Genomic DNA, 17,379 nt, shown 5'->3' with positions numbered 1-17,379 from the left:
GGCTCGGCAACGGCAAGGCGGCCATTCTATCCGAACACGCGGGCGGCGCTTGATCCATGGCAAACCTTGCCGCAGATGACTCAAGGACAATCCGCCGCCGGCGGGAATTTCTGTGCCGCGTCAGAGCCCAATCCGCTAGTCTTGCTGAATCCTGGAAGGAGCCGTCCCATGTTCGAATCCGCTGAAATCGGTCACGCCATCGACAAAGACACCTACGAAGCCGCCGTGCCCGCCCTGCGTGAAGCCTTGCTTGAAGCCCAGTTCGAGTTGCAGCAGCAAAAGCGTTTCCCGGTGATCATTTTGATCAACGGCATCGAAGGCGCCGGCAAGGGCGAGACGGTGAAGTTGCTCAACGAGTGGATGGACCCGCGCCTGATCGAAGTACGCACCTTCGACCAGCAGACCGATGAAGAGCTGGCGCGACCACCGGCCTGGCGTTACTGGCGGATGCTGCCGGCCAAGGGGCGGATGGGGATTTTCTTCGGCAACTGGTACAGCCAGATGCTGCAGGGCCGGGTGCACGGCTTGTTCAAGGACCCGCGTCTGGATCAGGCGATTGCCGGCGCCGAGCGCATGGAAAAGATGTTCTGTGATGAAGGTGCGCTGATCTTCAAGTTCTGGTTCCACCTGTCCAAGAAGCAGATGAAGGCGCGGCTCAAGGCGCTGGCCGACGATCCGCTGCACAGCTGGCGCATCAGTCCACTGGACTGGCAGCAATCGCAGACCTACGACAAGTTCGTCAAATACGGCGAGCGCGTGTTGCGCCGCACCAGTCGCGATTACGCGCCGTGGCATGTCATCGAGGGTGTCGACCCGTATTACCGCAGCCTGACAGTCGGCAAGATCCTGCTCGAAGGTCTGCAAAATGCGCTGAAGCGTCCCGATGTGCATCCCCATGAGGTCAACGCTGCACCGCTGGGGACTTCCGTCGACCAGTTGAACCTGCTCGACAGCCTCGACCTGACCCAGCGTCTTGAGAAGAAAGACTACGAAGAACAACTGATCACCGAACAGGCGCGGCTGTCGGGTTTGATGCGTGACAAACGCATGCGTCGGCATGCACTGGTGGCGGTGTTCGAAGGTAACGATGCGGCGGGCAAGGGCGGTTCGATTCGTCGGGTGGCGGCGGCACTCGATCCGCGTCAGTACAACATCGTGCCGATTGCCGCGCCGACCGAAGAAGAGCGGGCGCAGCCTTATCTGTGGCGGTTCTGGCGGCACATTCCGGCGCGGGGCAAGTTCACCGTGTTTGATCGTTCCTGGTACGGACGGGTGCTGGTGGAGCGGGTCGAGGGCTTTTGCAGCACGGCGGACTGGATGCGCGCCTACGGCGAAATCAACGATTTCGAAGAGCAACTGGCTGACGCCGGAGTGATCGTGGTCAAGTTCTGGCTGGCGATCGACAAGGACACGCAGATGGAGCGTTTTCAGGAGCGTGAAGAAATCCCGTTCAAGCGCTTCAAGATCACTGAAGACGACTGGCGCAACCGTGACAAGTGGGACGCTTATCGCGCCGCCGTGGGCGACATGGTCGATCGCACCAGCACCGAAATTGCCCCGTGGACGCTGGTCGAGGCCAATGACAAGCGCTGGGCCCGGGTCAAGGTGTTGCGCACGATCAATCGTGCCCTGGAAGAGGCTTTCGAAAAATCCGACAAGCGAGCCAAGAAGCACAAGGACTGAACCGATGGGCCCGCATACGCGAGGTGAATGATTGTCGCGGTCGGCGATTGGGTGGACTTATGCTCGGTCCACTCTCAACCGACTGCAACAATGAGGTATGCCATGCGTGAAGTGGTGATCGTCGACAGCGTACGGACCGGCCTGGCCAAGTCCTTTCGCGGCAAGTTCAACCAGACCCGTCCCGATGACATGGCGGCCCATTGCGTCAATGCGTTGCTCTCGCGCAACGACATCGACCCGGCCAGCGTCGAGGATTGCATCGTCGGCGCCGGCTCTAACGAAGGCGCTCAGGGCTACAACATCGGCCGCAACGTGGCGGTGCTCTCGCAACTGGGCACCGGCACCGCCGGCATGACTCTCAATCGTTTCTGTTCGTCGGGTTTGCAGGCAATTGCGATTGCCGCCAACCAGATCGCGTCGGGTTGCAGCGACATCATCGTCGCCGGCGGCGTCGAGTCGATCAGCCTGACCCTGAAAAGCGTCAACACCGATCACCTGATCAACCCGTTGCTCAAGCAGCAGACGCCGGGCATCTACTACACCATGGGCCAGACTGCCGAAGTGGTGGCGCGCCGTTATGGCGTCAGCCGCGAGGCGCAGGATCGTTACTCGCTGCAAAGTCAGATCCGCACCGCCCAGGCGCAGGCAGCCGGTCTGTTCAACGATGAAATCGTGCCGATGGCGGTGAAGTACCGCGTTGAAGACAAGAACAGCGGTGAGGTGCAGATCCTCGACGGCATCGTCGATCGCGACGACTGCAATCGCCCGGACACCACCTATGAAAGTCTCGCCGGGTTGAAACCGGTGTTCGCCGAGGACGGGTCGGTGACCGCCGGCAACTCGTCCCAGTTGTCCGACGGCGCCTCGATGACGCTGGTGATGAGCCTGGAAAAAGCCCTGCAACTGGGGCTCAAGCCGAAAGCATTTTTCCGTGGGTTTACCGTGGCCGGGTGCGAGCCGGACGAAATGGGCATCGGCCCGGTGTTCTCGGTGCCGAAGCTGCTCAAGGCCAAGGGCTTGCAGGTAGCAGACATCGATCTGTGGGAATTGAACGAAGCGTTCGCCTCGCAGTGCCTGTACGCCCGTGACCGGCTGGAAATCGACAACGAGAAGTACAACGTCAACGGCGGCTCGATTTCCATCGGTCACCCGTTCGGCATGACCGGGTCACGGCAGGTCGGGCATCTGGTGCGCGAGTTGCAGCGGCGCAATCTGCGCTACGGAATCGTGACCATGTGTGTGGGCGGGGGGATGGGCGCGACCGGGTTGTTTGAGGCCGTACGCTAGGCCTTGAATGATACGTTGACCGGCAAATCGTAATCGCGGGCAAGCCCGCTCCCACAGTGTTTGAGTGTGCTCACAATTCAGTGACCAACCCCGAGCCTGTGGGAGCGGGCTTGCCCGCGATGGGATTCAGCGCGGCTTACCTGCTGGCATCCATCAATTGCATCCGCGCGATGTACGCGCGGATCTCCTGCTCGGCTTTCTCGTGGCTGTCGAACGGCCCTTCGAGGGTGTTTTCCCGGGTGCTGAAATACAGTTCGCCGTTGACCCGGCACACGCGGTCGCTGCGAAAGTGCGTGGCTGGGGCGGTGTCCTGGGCGCGCATGCCTAACATGTCGGGGTCTCCTTGATGAGTGTTGTCCCGGGCTGGATCCAATGAGCTTATGCCTGAACCACTTACCTTGCCCGGCCGGCCGATCAACGGCCCATCGTCAATTTTCTGCTGCGACCTGCACAGTTTCATTTGCGGCCGGAGCGCAACTGTCCCTGTGTCGCGCAGGGTCTGTGCGCCTAGAATGAGCGCTCCTGTCTCTGGCGCTTGGGGTTCTCATGCACGTTTCATCGGGTCGTTGGGTGTACGGCATGTTCCTGGCGTTATTGACGGCGTTTCTGTGGGGAATCCTGCCGATCAAGCTCAAACAGGTGCTGGTGGTGATGGATCCGGTCACGGTGACCTGGTTTCGTTTGCTGGTGTCCGGCGGCTGTCTGTTCGTTTATCTGGCGGCGACCAAACGCTTGCCGAGTCGCAAGGTGCTCGGGCCGAAGGGCGGCTGGCTGGTGCTGATGGCGGTGCTCGGGCTGGTGGGCAACTACGTGCTTTACCTGATGGGCCTGAACCGGCTCAGCCCCGGCACCGCGCAACTGGTGGTGCAGATGGGGCCGATCATGCTGCTGATCGCCAGCCTGTTCGTGTTCAAGGAACGCTTCAGTATTGGTCAGGGCATTGGCCTGGCAGTGCTGCTGATCGGTTTTGCGTTGTTCTTCAATCAGCGTCTGGCGGAATTGCTCACGTCGTTGTCTGACTACACCGCTGGCGTATTGCTGGTGCTGCTGGCGTCGACCGTCTGGACCTTTTACGCACTGGGCCAGAAGCAATTGCTGACGGTGTGGAATTCGCTGCAGGTGATGATGGTGATCTACCTGTTCTGCGCCCTGTTGCTGACGCCTTGGGTGCGTCCGCTCGAAGCGCTGTCGCTGAGCCCGTTGCAGGGCTGGCTGCTGCTGGCGTGCTGCATGAACACCCTGATCGCCTACGGCGCGTTTGCCGAAGCGCTGGCGCACTGGGAGGCTTCGCGGGTCAGTGCGACGCTGGCGATCACGCCGTTGGTGACGTTCGGTGCGGTGGCCGTGGCGGCCAGAGTGTGGCCTGAATATGTGCATGCCGAGCAAATCAATCTGCTGGGGTATGGCGGGGCGGTGCTGGTGGTGCTGGGTTCGGCGCTGGTGGCGCTCGGGCCTTCGTTGATTGCCGGGCTCAAGGCCCGGCGGATGCGCATGGCAGCAGGTTAACCGAGTCATCGTTCTTCGCGAGCAAGCCCGCTCCCACACTTGACCGCAATCCCATGTGAGGAATGCGGTTAAAAGTGGGAGCGGGCTTGCTCGCGAAGACTGACTTACAGACGCTGAAAATCTCAGCCCTTGGCGCCGGCCTCGATCATGTTCTCCGGCCGCACCCAGGCATCGAACTCCTCATCGGTCAGATAACCCAGCTCCAGCGCCGCTTCGCGCAGGGTCTTGCCTTCGCTGTAGGCTTTCTTAGCGATTTCCGCCGACTTGTCATAGCCTATGTGCGGGTTGAGCGCCGTCACCAGCATCAGGCCGCGTTCCAGGTGTTTCGCCATGACCTCGGCATCCGGCTCAAGACCAGCGATGCAATGCTGCTGGAAGTTGCTGCAGCCATCAGCCAGCAGGCGGATCGATTGCAGCAGGTTGTGGATGATCACCGGTTTGAACACGTTCAGTTGCAGGTGACCCTGGCTGGCGGCGAAACCGATCGCCACATCGTTGCCCAGCACCTGACAGGCCAGCATCGACAACGCCTCGCACTGGGTCGGGTTGACCTTGCCGGGCATGATCGAGCTGCCCGGTTCGTTGGCCGGCAGGCGCACTTCGGCGAACCCGGCTCGTGGGCCGGAGCCCAGCAGGCGCAGATCGTTTGCAATTTTCATCAGCGCCACGGCGAGGGTTTTCAGGGCGCCGGAAAGGGTGGTCAATGGTTCATGACCGGCAAGGGCGGCAAACTTGTTCGGCGCGGTGACGAACGGCAGGCCGGACAACGCCGCCAGCTCGGCGGCAATCGCTTCGCCGAAACCGTGGGGCGAGTTGAGCCCGGTGCCGACGGCGGTGCCGCCCTGCGCCAGTTCGCAGACCGCCGGCAACGCCGCGCGAATCGCCCGTTCGGCGTAATCCAGCTGCGCTATGAATCCGGAGAGCTCCTGACCAAAGGTGATCGGCGTGGCGTCCATCATGTGGGTGCGGCCGGTCTTCACCAGCTTCATGTGCCGCGCCGAAAGTTCGGCCAGTCCGCCCGACAGCTCGGCGATGGCTGGCAGCAGTTGGGTCTGCACCGCTTGCGCGGTGGCGATGCTCATGGCGGTGGGGAAGCAGTCGTTGGAGCTCTGCGAGCGGTTGACGTGATCGTTGGGGTGCACCGGCGTCTTGCCACCGCGCGGGTTGCCGGCCAGTTCGTTGGCGCGCCCGGCAATCACTTCGTTGACGTTCATGTTGCTTTGGGTGCCGCTGCCGGTCTGCCAGACCACCAGAGGGAACTGGTCGTCATGCTGGCCGTCGAGCACTTCGTCGGCGGCCTGTTCGATCAGGCGGGCAATGTCGGCGGGCAGGTCGCCGTTGCGGTCGTTGACCCGGGCCGCGGCTTTCTTGATCAGGGCCAGCGCGTGCAGTACCGGCAATGGCATGCGTTCCTGACCGATGGCGAAGTTGATCAGCGAGCGTTGCGTCTGAGCGCCCCAGTAAGCGTCGTCCGGGACCTCGATCTGGCCCAGGCTGTCGGTTTCGATACGGCTCATCGTGCACACTCCTGTTGGTCTGTTTGCGCAGTTTAGGCCGGTGTCGGCCCGGGTGGTTCCATCCGGTCGATTGTTGACCGGCAAATCCCCGCCAATCAAGCGCGGCAAGGGCCGGGGGTTGAGCCGCAGCGTTATTCAGGCGCAGAATGGTCGCCCTTGGGGTTTTACCTCGCCTAGCTGAAAAGGAAACTCGATGACTCGTCTTCGTGCCATCTGCACCGCGGTTGCCCTGGTCTGCGCCAGCGGCCAGGTGCTTGCCGATACCGCCAGCCACAACGCCAGTGCCGAAACTTTCCTGACCCTGGCGCACGCTGACAAGCTGGGCACTCCGGTGTACATGCAGGTGCAGCAGATGTTCGCCCAGCGTTTTGAACAGACCAAGGCGCCGGAATCCAAGAAAGCCGTGCTGGATACCTACCAGGCCAAGGCCAACGCCGCTCTGGACCAGGCCATCGGCTGGAACAAGCTCAAACCGGACATGGTCAAGCTCTACACCAGCAACTTCAGCGAACAGGAACTGAAAGATCTGGTCGCGTTCTACCAGTCGCCACTGGGCAAGAAAGTCCTGGAAAAAATGCCGCAACTGACCCAGCAGTCGGCCCAGATGACCCAGGCCAAACTGGAAAGCGCCGTACCGGTGGTCAACAAGTTGCTGGACGACATGACCAACGAGCTGGCACCGAAAGGCGCAGCTCCGGCCAAGAAGAAGTAAGCGGAGTTCGTGATGACCATGCAACAACGCATCGAATCGACGCTGGCGCTGCTTCAGCCTGAGCATCTGCAAGTGCTGGACGAAAGCCACATGCACAGTCGCGGGTTGCAGACCCACTTCAAGGCAGTGGTGGTCAGTGCGCAGTTCGAAGGCCTGAACCGGGTCAAGCGCCACCAGAAAGTCTACGGCACGCTCGGCGAGCTGATGGGCGAGTTCCATGCGTTGGCACTGCACACCTACACCCCGCAGGAATGGGCAGAGACAGGCGTCGCTCCGGCGTCGCCGACCTGTGCCGGCGGCAGCAAGCATTGAGCCTTGCAGCAATGAACTGAGGTTTTTTGCTAGAATCCGCAACGCGCCGCTCACCCGGCGCGTTTTTTTCGCATCCGGTTCACCCTTTACGAGGGTAGCCACCTGGAGAAATACCCATGACACAACCGATTGTCGTGGCGGCACTGTACAAGTTCGTCACCCTCGAAGATTACGTCAACCTGCGCGAGCCCCTGCTGCAAGCAATGGTCGATAACGGCATCAAAGGCACCTTGTTGATCGCCGAAGAAGGCATCAACGGCACGGTGTCCGGCAGCCGTGAAGGCATCGACGGCCTGCTGGCCTGGCTGCGTAATGATCCGCGCATGGTCGATATCGATCACAAGGAATCGTACTGCGACGAGCAGCCGTTCTATCGCACCAAGGTCAAGCTCAAGAAAGAGATCGTGACTCTGGGCGTCGAAGGCGTCGACCCGAACAAGAAGGTCGGCACCTACGTCGAGCCGAAGGACTGGAACGCACTGATCAGCGATCCGGAAGTGCTGCTGATCGACACCCGCAACGATTACGAAGTCTCGATCGGCACCTTCGAAGGCGCCATTGATCCGAAAACCACCAGTTTTCGCGAATTCCCCGACTACATCAAAGAACACTTCGATCCGGCCGTGCACAAGAAGGTCGCGATGTTCTGCACCGGCGGCATTCGCTGCGAAAAAGCCTCGAGCTACATGCTCGGCGAAGGCTTCGAAGAGGTTTATCACCTCAAGGGCGGCATCCTGAAGTACCTCGAAGAAGTACCGCAGGAGGAAACCAAATGGCAGGGCGACTGCTTTGTGTTCGACAACCGCGTGACCGTGCGCCATGACCTGAGCGAAGGCGACTACGATCAATGCCATGCCTGCCGTACCCCGGTCAGCGTTGAAGATCGCGCCTCCGAGCATTACGTGGCCGGCATCAGCTGCCCGCACTGCTGGAACTCCCTGAGCGAGAAGACCCGCCGCAGCGCCATCGACCGCCAGAAGCAGATCGAACTGGCAAAAGCGCGCAACATGCCGCACCCGATCGGCTACAACTATAAGCAAGCATCCACCGAGGCTTAATCATGTCTGCACGCCTGCTCTATGTGATGGATCCGATGTGTTCGTGGTGCTGGGGATTTGCCCCGGTGGCCAAGGCATTGGTGGAGCAGGCGCAGGCCGCCGGGGTGGAATTGCACCTGGTGGTCGGCGGGTTGCGCACCGGCAGCGGTTCGGCGCTGGAGCCAACCACCCGGCGCTACATTCTCGAACACTGGCAGGCGGTCACCGAGGCCACCGGCCAGCCGTTCAAGTTCGAAGGCGCGTTGCCCGACGGTTTTGTCTACGATACCGAGCCGGCCTGCCGGGCCATCGTTACGGCGCGCAGCCTGGCGCCGGATTGCGCGTGGAAACTGGTCGGGTTGATCCAGCACGCGTTTTACGCTGAAGGTCGCGATGTCACCCAGGCCAGCGTTCTGGTGGAGCTGGCAGAGAAGGCCGGCGTCCCGCGCATCGAATTTGCTGCCCTGTTCGATCATGCCGATCAACACAAGGCGACCCAGGCCGATTTTACTTGGGTCCAGGATCTGGGCATCGCCGGATTCCCGACCCTGCTCGCCGAACGCAACGGCCAACTGGCGTTGCTGACCAACGGCTACCAGCCGCTCAGTGAACTGTCACCGCTGCTCGGTCGATGGCTGGAGCGCGCGGCCTGTGTCTGACCCGGCCGATGACACGCCAGCCGTCAAGCGTGTCGACCGGCTGAGCTGGGCTGAAGTCCGGCGACTGGCACTTCATCACAAAAAATCCCTGTGGATCGCCAACGGCGTGGCCGTACTGGCGACGCTGTGCAGCGTTCCGATTCCGTTGCTGTTGCCGTTGCTGGTGGACGAAGTCCTGCTCGGCCATGGCGATGCCGCGCTGAAAGTCATGAACCACCTGCTGCCCTCGATGTGGCAGCAGGCGGCGGGCTACATCGGCCTGATGCTGGTGGTGACGCTGACCCTGCGTTGCAGCGCCCTGTGTTTTGGCGTGTTGCAGGCGCGATTGTTTGCGCGACTGGCCAAGGACATCGTGTACCGCATCCGCGTGCGGCTGATCGAGCGTCTGAAACGGATCTCCCTCGGCGAATACGAAAGCCTGGGCAGTGGCACAGTCACCACGCACCTGGTCACCGACCTCGACACCCTCGACAAGTTTGTCGGAGAAACCCTCAGTCGTTTTCTGGTGGCGATGCTGACGCTGGTCGGCACTGCCAGCATCCTGATGTGGATGCACTGGAAACTGGCGCTGCTGATCCTGCTGTTCAACCCCTTGGTGATTTACGCCACGGTGCAGTTGGGCAAACGGGTCAAACACCTGAAGAAACTGGAGAACGACAGCACCTCGCGTTTCACCCAGGCGCTGAGCGAAACCCTCGATGCGATCCAGGAAGTGCGTGCCGGCAACCGTCAGGGCTTCTTCCTGGGGCGCCTTGGCCTGCGGGCTCAGGAAGTGCGCAACTACGCGGTCAACTCGCAGTGGAAGACCGACGCTTCGAACCGCGCCAGCGGCCTGTTGTTTCAGTTCGGCATCGATATCTTTCGCGCGGCGGCCATGTTGACGGTGTTGTTCTCTGACCTGTCGATTGGCCAGATGCTCGCGGTGTTCAGCTACCTGTGGTTCATGATCGGTCCGGTCGAACAACTGCTGAACCTGCAATATGCCTATTACGCGGCGGGCGGTGCGCTGTCGCGGATCAATGAACTGCTGGCCCGCGCCGACGAGCCGCAATACCCCGGCGGCGTCGACCCGTTCAAGGGCCGCGATACGGTCGGGATTCAAGTGCAGGGTCTGAGCTTCGGTTACGGCGACGAACTGGTGCTGGATCAGTTGAACCTGTCCATCGCCCCCGGTGAAAAAGTGGCGATTGTCGGCGCCAGCGGTGGCGGCAAAAGTACCCTCGTGCAATTGCTGCTGGGCCTGTACACGCCACTGGCGGGGACGATCCGTTTCGGCGGCTCGAGCCAGCAGGAAATCGGCCTGGAAACGGTTCGGGAAAACGTCGCTGTGGTGTTGCAACATCCGGCGCTGTTCAACGACACCGTGCGCGCCAACCTGACCATGGGCCGTACCCGCAGCGATGAAGCCTGCTGGCAGGCACTGGAAATCGCCCAGCTCGAACCCACCATCCGCGCCTTGCCGGACGGCCTCGACAGCATCGTCGGCCGCTCCGGCGTGCGTCTGTCCGGGGGGCAGCGGCAACGGCTGGCTATCGCCCGGATGATCCTCGCCGAACCCAAAGTGGTGATCCTCGACGAAGCGACGTCAGCCCTCGATGCCGCGACCGAATACAACCTGCACCAGGCCATGGCGCGCTTCCTCCATGGCCGCACAACGCTGATCATCGCCCACCGCTTGTCGGCGGTGAAACAGGCAGACCGGGTGCTGGTGTTCGACGGCGGGCAAGTGGCCGAAGATGGCGACCATCAGCAACTGATTGCCGATGGTGGTTTGTACGCCAAGCTTTATGGGCATTTGCAGCGGTTGTAGGTCAGCTCCACAAGACCTTCAGTGCATCCGCACCACCGTTGTGGCCGAACTCCTTCATGACCACTGAACAGCTGGTGCATGGTGGCATGGTGGTCGCCACATCCACCGATGTGATCATTTTGTTGTCCGGGTACTTTTGCCGAAGCACACTGATCAGTTTGGATTCACTGTCCAGCGAGGTCGGTCGACTGGTCATCTCCGGTTTGTAGTTGTGTACATCCTTGATCGAATGGGGAATAGCCAATATTTTTCCCCGTGGGGAGACGTTCAAAGAAGTTCTGGCAAATGTCTGGCCGAAGTCGATGTTGAAGTAAGTCGTATCGCCGACGATGACCTTGTCCGGGGCGAATGGAGGTTTGAACAGTGGCAGTTCCCCTGTGTGTCCCTTTGCGCCGGAGACACTGACGTAAACCTCACGCTTGCCGGTCGAGGTTACGATGTCGGCGTAAGCGATGTTTCTCGCGTTCTCGGTTTGCAGGCGACGCGGGAGCAGATTCTGGAGTTTTTCCATCGTTTGATTGATCCGCAAGTCGGCGCCTGACTCGACCTTGATGGTTTTCTCAACAAACAGTGTGTCGAATATGTTCGCAGCCCTTTGGCGTAGGGGCTCTGGTGCGGTGCTGCTGCGAGACCAGGACGCTGTTCCGGTCGGGCGTTGGCTGACAATCATCCGCGTGGAGTGGTCGAACAGCACCGCCTCACCGGGACTGGTGTCGACCTTGAGCAGCTTGAGCGTATTGGGTGGATACCGGTGGCCACCAATCGGAATGGCAATCTGGTCCATAGTTTTCAGTGCGCGCTCTACTGCCGGCACACCGTGGATTCTCGCCATGTTGTTGGCATTGAGTGAGCCGGTATAGACGGTCATCAGTTCTTTTCGCAAATCGGCGGGCAGAGTTTTGGCCTGGCGCAGTTTCAGGGGGCCGGAAATGTTTTGCCCCTTGGAAAGTTCGGCGACGTAGAAGGCACCGGCATCCAGCCGGGTAAATATATAGTGCTTCGATCCGTCCAGAGCCGGAACAATGGTGGCGCCGGCCTGGAAGGTGTCGAATTCACCTCGGGTTCCGTAGGGCGTTTTTACGTTGATTCTGCCGTATATCCCTTTCTGAAACTCCATCGTTGCGTCGAGCTGGTTTCTTCTTTTCAGGTGTTTGAGAAGCTTCGCTCGCCCATCAACAGCGGGCGTGTAGATGCTGTCTCCGAACCAGGGGGCCCAGCCTTTGCTTTCGTCGAAACTGCCGGTACCCGGGGTCGGCGCGGGATCACCGGTGACAAAGCGTGTTTTGCAGACATTGTTACCAGCGCGCCGTACCCGACAGGGCATCGCTTTGAACATCGACAGATCATCAATCAGATCGGCCCGACGCAATTGATCGCCATCCAGACGATAGGGGATGTCATCAATCAACAGTGTGGTTCGGCCATCGACCTCCAGCATTTCACGAACGTGGGCGTGTTCCGGGACTTCGGCCAGAGCGTGGGATTCGGTGGGCGGCAGCTTCCTGAAAGTGGATCTGCCCTGGATGAGATCCCGGCTGTTGTTGCGCAGGCGCGGGCCATAGGGCAGGGATGTCAACGGGTCGACCAGATGCAGTTGTTCCAGATCCAACGCATTTGTGTGACGCACAATGACGTCATCGATGCCGTTGACCGTTGCCAGCTCGTCAGTATTGGCCAGCGGCTTCCAGTTCCCCGGATCGATGGCCTGGGGCAGGTTATGAACCAGTCGGTAGCGGTCAGCATGTCCCGTGAGTTTTCTGATCCCGCCGATACTCGCCCGACCGATGAACAGCAGTCCTCTGCCGGCACCGCTTCCCAGACTTTTAAGCAGTGTGGGAATGCCATCGAGCGGGTTGAGATTTGCCAGTGAATGGGTCAGAAGCTTGCGAGTCAGCGTCGAGAAGGACGGCAGGCTCGCTTTGATAGCCATGCGACTGCTGCCGACAGTGGCACGAAGCAGGCGCACCGAGCCCGAGATGAATTTGCCGATAGGGCAAAGGAACGATGCGAGATCAAACAGGAGTCCGACCCCGCCCATGATTTTGCCTGAGGTGCTGTCCGACAGAAGATCATCGATGCTGCCCCAGAAAGGCACGAATCCCTTGACGATGGACACGAACGTTTCCAGGCGCTTCTCGGTTTTCGCCCGAGCGGCGTCGAAGGACGTCATGCCGCGGGCCTGTATGTGCAGTTGCTGTTCATCTACATAGAGAAAGTTCGTTGCGATATAACCCGCCAGTTCATTCAGTCGGGATGTCGTCAGGAGGGCTTCACCCTCGGCATCCGTCGGGCCGGATGATACCGCTGCCGGCATGAACCCCATGATATCGAGGTATCCCGGACACGATGCCCGCTCTGCCGGCACTCTGCCGTGGAAGTGGGCGGACCAGTCGAGCAGGAGGGAAGTGCTCAAATTGCGCTCGGGCGAATAGCTTTGTCCCGGGATCGAGGCGTGCAGTGGAAACTCTGTTCGAACGCCATCGATTGTGGAAAACCTCAAACCGGTTCGCTGACGAACGACGCCCGCGCTCGGGATGAGCTCGTAGTAAGTGATGTCTGTGTTGTAAATCACTTTCAGAACGAATCCCTTCCTTGCCCGGATCTGCTCCGACTTCTCGTTCGGCGCGGTTTTCTGCCGCAGGCTCAGCACCTGGACTTCACCTTGAGCCAGCGCCCGGCGATCTGCCGCTGGCAGTGATCTCAGCAAGCTGGCAATCAGCGATTGATAAGCCTGTCTGATGGTTGTCAGGTAGTCGTTGAACGCAGTTTCGAACCGGGCGTTGATGTCAGGCAAGAAATTGCCGGCCCAACTGTAGACGCCGTCTTCGACCCGGTCATAACCGCCGCGCCAGTTTTCCCGCTCGGCATGGAGCACTCGCTGTCCATCGAGCCTCAGTGCGGTGGTCGAACGCGTTGTACCATCGGGCATGGAGACGATCCATCGCTTGCTGCCATCAAGCTGACCGTCTGCATAGACGTCGAGAAAGTCCTGGCCCTGCTGCTTGTTCAGATCCAGTGGTGCCCTGGAATGGCTGTGACTCGGATCCGCCGACAACAATTTGCGCCCGTCCCGTGCGAACGTGACGCCTCTGAAAACGTTCGTCATGACCTGCCTGGCCATCTGCAGTCGCTCAGGTGGACGCAAGTCCAGTGTCTTCACGGCGTTGTTCAGGCGCTCGGTGTGTTCTTCCAGAGTCGACAGTGCGCGGTTGATATCTTCCTGGTCGTAAGCGGTTGTCGTTCGCTGCGCAATGGCGCCCGTGCAGACGGCCCATTCCAGGGCAGGAGCCATACGCAGTCGTGCAATCGCCTCGAGTTGTTCGGCCGATGCGCCGGCGCTGCGTTGCAGCGGCAGATCAACCAGTTGCTGGAAGGACAAGGGCGCTGATTGATCCAGACCGGTTTCCTCGGCCAGCAGTACGCCGTGCATGAAGTTCACCCAGACCACGGAGGTCTTGTAACGAAGCTCCGGTGGTACATCGTGCACGCTGAAGTCTTTCGAAAGGCGGGTCTGGAATACCCGAGCCAGAAGGATCGCCTCTTTGGTGTTGGCAACCCGGCCGCTGCGCAGCAAATGCTGTTCGAATTCGTGGCGCAAGGTCTGGTAGCTCTTGCCCCAGTGGGCCGGGTCTTGCCAGTGAAAACCGGCGAGCGCTTGCGGCTCGTCAGCTGAGGGGGTGTGCAGATAGAGGCAGATGGCTTTGCAGATCAATTGATAACGCACCGACGCCGGCGTCTGTTCGCCTGGGGAAGCGCCGTACCATTTGAGCTTTTTCAGTAGCCGTTCTGTCAGATCCAGTGATTCCGGGGTATTGAGTATTCGCTGGAGGAAAACCGAAGGTGTTGCGCGCAGCGCTTCCGGGGCCGCGAGGCGCAGGATATCGCCACTCAAATGACGAATCAGCGAGGGCTTGCCGATCAGAAAGGATTTGACCGTTTCGATCATTCGTTCATTGATGCGTTTCGCCGTGTACTGTTCAAGGGTCATGGAGGGCGCAGGGGCTGGTGTCGCAAGCTGCGCGGCCTTGAACCTTTTCCGGTCCCGGGCGGTCGGTCGGGGAACCAGGGATTCGATATCCGGGCCGGCATCCAGACCCAGCGTCTTGCGAGCGCTCGATTCTGCAATTGCCGATGGATCGATTGAAGCTGGAGACGTCGAGGTCATGTCACACTCCTTGTGAAAGCATTCCCGCCAAAAAGGGAGAATGCCTGGAGTGCCCAGTTAATCGGTCCCGCCTGCGAGTGTGGCCGTATATATGTCTATCCGGCTTCTGTCCTGAACTGAGGCGGATCCGTCGCTTGCCGGAACCGGGAAGGCCTCCTAGTCTTGGGGGGATGTTCGCAGGACGATCAGGCAGTGCTCATGCAAGGAATACCATGAAGCAAAAGCGGACTCTCGGAACGCCTCGGTTGTTGGGCATCGTCTGGCCATTCATCGCCGTCGTGTTGTTTCAGGCGTTGCTGGGGGGCGTGAGTCTTTATGTCCTGTCGGCCGTTCGCGGTTATGTGGCGGGCGAGAGCCTGTGGTCCAAGGGCCAGAAAGACGCCATCTATTACCTCAACCTGTACGCCGACAGCCGTGATGATGCGATCTACCTCAAGTACCAGAACGCCATTGCCGTGCCTCAGGGCGGTCATCAATTGCGTCTGGCACTGGACAAGCAACCGCCCGACCTGCAGGCGGCACGCGAGGGCATTCTCAAGGGCGGCAACCACCCGGACGATGTCTCCAGCCTGATCTGGCTGTACCTGAATTTCCGTCACTTCAGTTATCTGGAAATTGCCATCGACCGCTGGACCCTGGGCGATGCCTATCTGGTAGAGCTCGACGGCGTGGCGCAGGAGATGCATCAGCGCATCACCGCCAATGCCGCCACCGAGGCCGATATCCGCCGCTGGAAGGACCGGATCTTTGCGATCAACGACGGCGTGACCCCGGCCGCCAAGGCGTTCAGCGATGCCCTGGGTGAAGGCTCGCGGATGATTCTGCGCCTGCTGCTGTTTACCAACCTGGCCACCGCACTGGGCCTGATCGTGCTGGCGCTGCTGCGCACCCGCAAACTGCTCAAGCAGCGTCATGCTTTCGCCGAAGCGTTGCAACTGGAAAAAGATCGCGCGCATGTCACCCTGCATTCGATTGGCGACGGTGTGATCACCACCGACGTGAGCGGGGCGATCGACTACATGAATCCGGCCGCCGAAGCGTTGACCCACTGGAAGGCCGAGCAGGCGTCCGGTCTGCCGCTGGCGGCGTTGTTCAATTTGCTGGATGACAACGCCCAGACGGAAGGGCTGACCCTGATCGAGCACATTCTCAGTGGCCAGCTGACCGGCGGCAGCGAACACTCGAAGCTGATCCAGCGACTGGACGGCAGCACGGTGTCGGTGACCTTGGTCGGTGCGCCGATCCGCAATGCCGGCAAGGTCAGTGGGGCGGTGCTGGTGCTGCATGACATGACCCAGGAGCGGCAATACATCGCCAATCTGTCATGGCAGGCCACCCACGATGCACTGACCGGGCTGGCCAACCGTCGCGAGTTCGAATACCGGCTCGAACAGGCGCTGCACAACCTGACGCGCCAGGCCGGGCGGCATGCGCTGATGTTCCTCGATCTGGATCAATTCAAACTGGTCAATGACACCTGCGGGCATGCGGCCGGCGATGAGTTGCTGCGGCATATCTGCGCGTTGCTGCAATCGGGTCTGCGCGAAGGCGACACCCTGGCGCGGCTGGGCGGCGACGAGTTCGGCATCCTGCTGGAGAACTGCGCACCGGAGGCGGCGGAGAAGATCGCCGAGGGGCTGCGTCAGACCGTGCAAAATCTGCATTTTGTCTGGAAGGGGCGGCCATTCCTGACCACCGTCAGCATTGGTCTGGTGCACGTCGCACAGAACCCGACCACTCTCGAGGCCTCGTTGCGGGCCGCCGATATGGCTTGCTACATGGCCAAGGAAAAGGGTCGCAACCGGGTGCAGGTCTACCATGCCGACGACTCGGAATTGTCCCTGCGCTTTGGCGAGATGGCCTGGGTGCAACGCCTGCACATGGCCCTGGAAGAAAACCGCTTCTGCCTCTACGCCCAGGAAATCGCCCCGCTGGGTTCGGTTGCCGGTGGCACTCGCGGACATATCGAAATTCTGCTGCGTCTGCATGACGAAGCGGGCCGGATGATTCTGCCGGACAGTTTCATACCGGCGGCGGAACGTTACGGTTTGATGACCTCGCTGGATCGATGGGTTGTTCAGAATGTATTTAAGGTTATTGCTCAATGTATTAACGATAAGTGCGAAGGCCCTCTGGCAATGTGTGCGATTAATCTTTCAGGCATTACTATCGGAGATGACGCGTTCTTGCACTTTCTGCGGGAACAGTTTGATAACTACGGCATACCGCCTGAAATGATTTGTTTTGAAATTACAGAAACCAGTGCCATTGCAAATCTCGGGAGCGCAATCAGATTTATTAATGAACTCAAAGGCTTGGGATGTTATTTTTCGCTGGATGACTTTTGCGCCGGAATGTCTTCATTCGCTTATCTGAAACATTTGCCTGTAGACTTCCTGAAGATCGACGGGAGTTTCGTAAAGGATATGCTGGACGACCCGATTAACCGTGCAATGGTCGAAGTGATCAATCACATCGGGCATGTCATGGGTAAGCAGACAATTGCCGAGTTTGTCGAAACAGCGCAGATCGAGCAGGCATTGCTTGAAATCGGCGTGGATTACGCTCAGGGTTATGTAGTGGAGCGTCCGCAGTTGTTTACCTGTGACAGTTTGCAAAGTCGGCCCGCCAGACCGCAGCCGTTGTTATTCAAGGCGCCTGGCACGTTCCGTTGAAATCTCTTGCCGATCC

At 60.1% G+C, this 17,379-nt stretch carries 12 protein-coding genes; 9 read left to right on the top strand and 3 right to left on the bottom strand.

Features of this window, described 5'->3' with window-relative positions:
- Positions 1 to 168: 168 nt before the first annotated feature.
- Together pap and CAF77_RS19555 are read left to right on the top strand one after the other, a co-directional pair.
- Positions 169 to 1,683: a polyphosphate:AMP phosphotransferase gene (pap, locus tag CAF77_RS19560; RefSeq protein WP_064383418.1), complete on the top strand. Its 1,515-nt coding sequence runs from the start codon at positions 169 to 171 to the stop codon at positions 1,681 to 1,683.
- Between the two features lie 102 nt (positions 1,684 to 1,785).
- The gene (locus CAF77_RS19555; RefSeq protein WP_064383416.1) at positions 1,786 to 2,970 is read left to right on the top strand and encodes a thiolase family protein; all 1,185 of its coding nucleotides are present in this window, start codon (positions 1,786 to 1,788) and stop codon (positions 2,968 to 2,970) included.
- 136 nt (positions 2,971 to 3,106) lie between these two features.
- Here CAF77_RS19555 and CAF77_RS19550 read toward each other — a convergent pair whose 3' ends face one another.
- The gene (locus CAF77_RS19550) at positions 3,107 to 3,301 is read right to left on the bottom strand and encodes a DUF6316 family protein (protein ID WP_064383415.1); all 195 of its coding nucleotides are present in this window, start codon (positions 3,299 to 3,301) and stop codon (positions 3,107 to 3,109) included.
- Positions 3,302 to 3,516: 215 nt separating this feature from the next.
- Here CAF77_RS19550 and CAF77_RS19545 point away from each other — a divergent pair, with 215 nt between their 5' ends.
- Positions 3,517 to 4,476 (top strand): DMT family transporter, encoded by a 960-nt coding sequence (locus CAF77_RS19545; RefSeq protein WP_064383413.1) that lies wholly within the window; start codon positions 3,517 to 3,519, stop codon positions 4,474 to 4,476.
- Between the two features lie 122 nt (positions 4,477 to 4,598).
- Here the strand turns inward: CAF77_RS19545 and CAF77_RS19540 are convergent, their stop codons facing one another.
- Complete coding sequence (locus CAF77_RS19540) at positions 4,599 to 5,993, bottom strand: class II fumarate hydratase (protein WP_064383411.1); 1,395 nt, start codon at positions 5,991 to 5,993, stop codon at positions 4,599 to 4,601.
- Positions 5,994 to 6,186: 193 nt separating this feature from the next.
- Between CAF77_RS19540 and CAF77_RS19535 the strand changes: the two genes are divergently transcribed.
- The 5 genes from CAF77_RS19535 to CAF77_RS19515 all read left to right on the top strand — a co-directional run bounded on the left by CAF77_RS19535 (position 6,187) and on the right by CAF77_RS19515 (position 10,523).
- Complete coding sequence (locus CAF77_RS19535; protein ID WP_011335385.1) at positions 6,187 to 6,705, top strand: DUF2059 domain-containing protein; 519 nt, start codon at positions 6,187 to 6,189, stop codon at positions 6,703 to 6,705.
- 12 nt (positions 6,706 to 6,717) lie between these two features.
- Positions 6,718 to 7,017, top strand: a complete 300-nt coding sequence (locus tag CAF77_RS19530; RefSeq protein WP_007950896.1) for a BolA family transcriptional regulator — start codon at positions 6,718 to 6,720, stop codon at positions 7,015 to 7,017.
- Between the two features lie 116 nt (positions 7,018 to 7,133).
- Positions 7,134 to 8,075: a rhodanese-related sulfurtransferase gene (locus tag CAF77_RS19525; protein WP_064383409.1), complete on the top strand. Its 942-nt coding sequence runs from the start codon at positions 7,134 to 7,136 to the stop codon at positions 8,073 to 8,075.
- Between the two features lie 35 nt (positions 8,076 to 8,110).
- The gene (locus CAF77_RS19520) at positions 8,111 to 8,713 is read left to right on the top strand and encodes a DsbA family protein (protein WP_170928299.1); all 603 of its coding nucleotides are present in this window, start codon (positions 8,111 to 8,113) and stop codon (positions 8,711 to 8,713) included.
- The gene (locus CAF77_RS19515; protein WP_011335382.1) at positions 8,706 to 10,523 is read left to right on the top strand and encodes an ABC transporter ATP-binding protein; all 1,818 of its coding nucleotides are present in this window, start codon (positions 8,706 to 8,708) and stop codon (positions 10,521 to 10,523) included. The genes CAF77_RS19520 and CAF77_RS19515 overlap by 8 nt, the downstream gene beginning before the upstream one ends.
- 1 nt (position 10,524) lies before the next feature.
- Here the strand turns inward: CAF77_RS19515 and CAF77_RS19510 are convergent, their stop codons facing one another.
- Complete coding sequence (locus CAF77_RS19510; RefSeq protein WP_064383407.1) at positions 10,525 to 14,688, bottom strand: hypothetical protein; 4,164 nt, start codon at positions 14,686 to 14,688, stop codon at positions 10,525 to 10,527.
- A gap of 212 nt (positions 14,689 to 14,900) precedes the next feature.
- On the opposite strand from CAF77_RS19510, the gene CAF77_RS19505 reads away from it, so the two are divergent.
- A complete protein-coding gene (locus tag CAF77_RS19505; protein WP_064383405.1) occupies positions 14,901 to 17,363 on the top strand; it encodes an EAL domain-containing protein in 2,463 nt (820 codons plus the stop codon).
- The last annotated feature ends 16 nt before the right edge of the window (positions 17,364 to 17,379 follow it).

Source organism: Pseudomonas sp. R15(2017) (genome assembly GCF_002112685.1).
In the GTDB taxonomy this organism is placed as follows: domain Bacteria; phylum Pseudomonadota; class Gammaproteobacteria; order Pseudomonadales; family Pseudomonadaceae; genus Aquipseudomonas; species Aquipseudomonas glycinae.
Note: the sequence above shows the minus strand (reverse complement) of the source record. Positions and strands in the feature narration are given on the sequence as shown.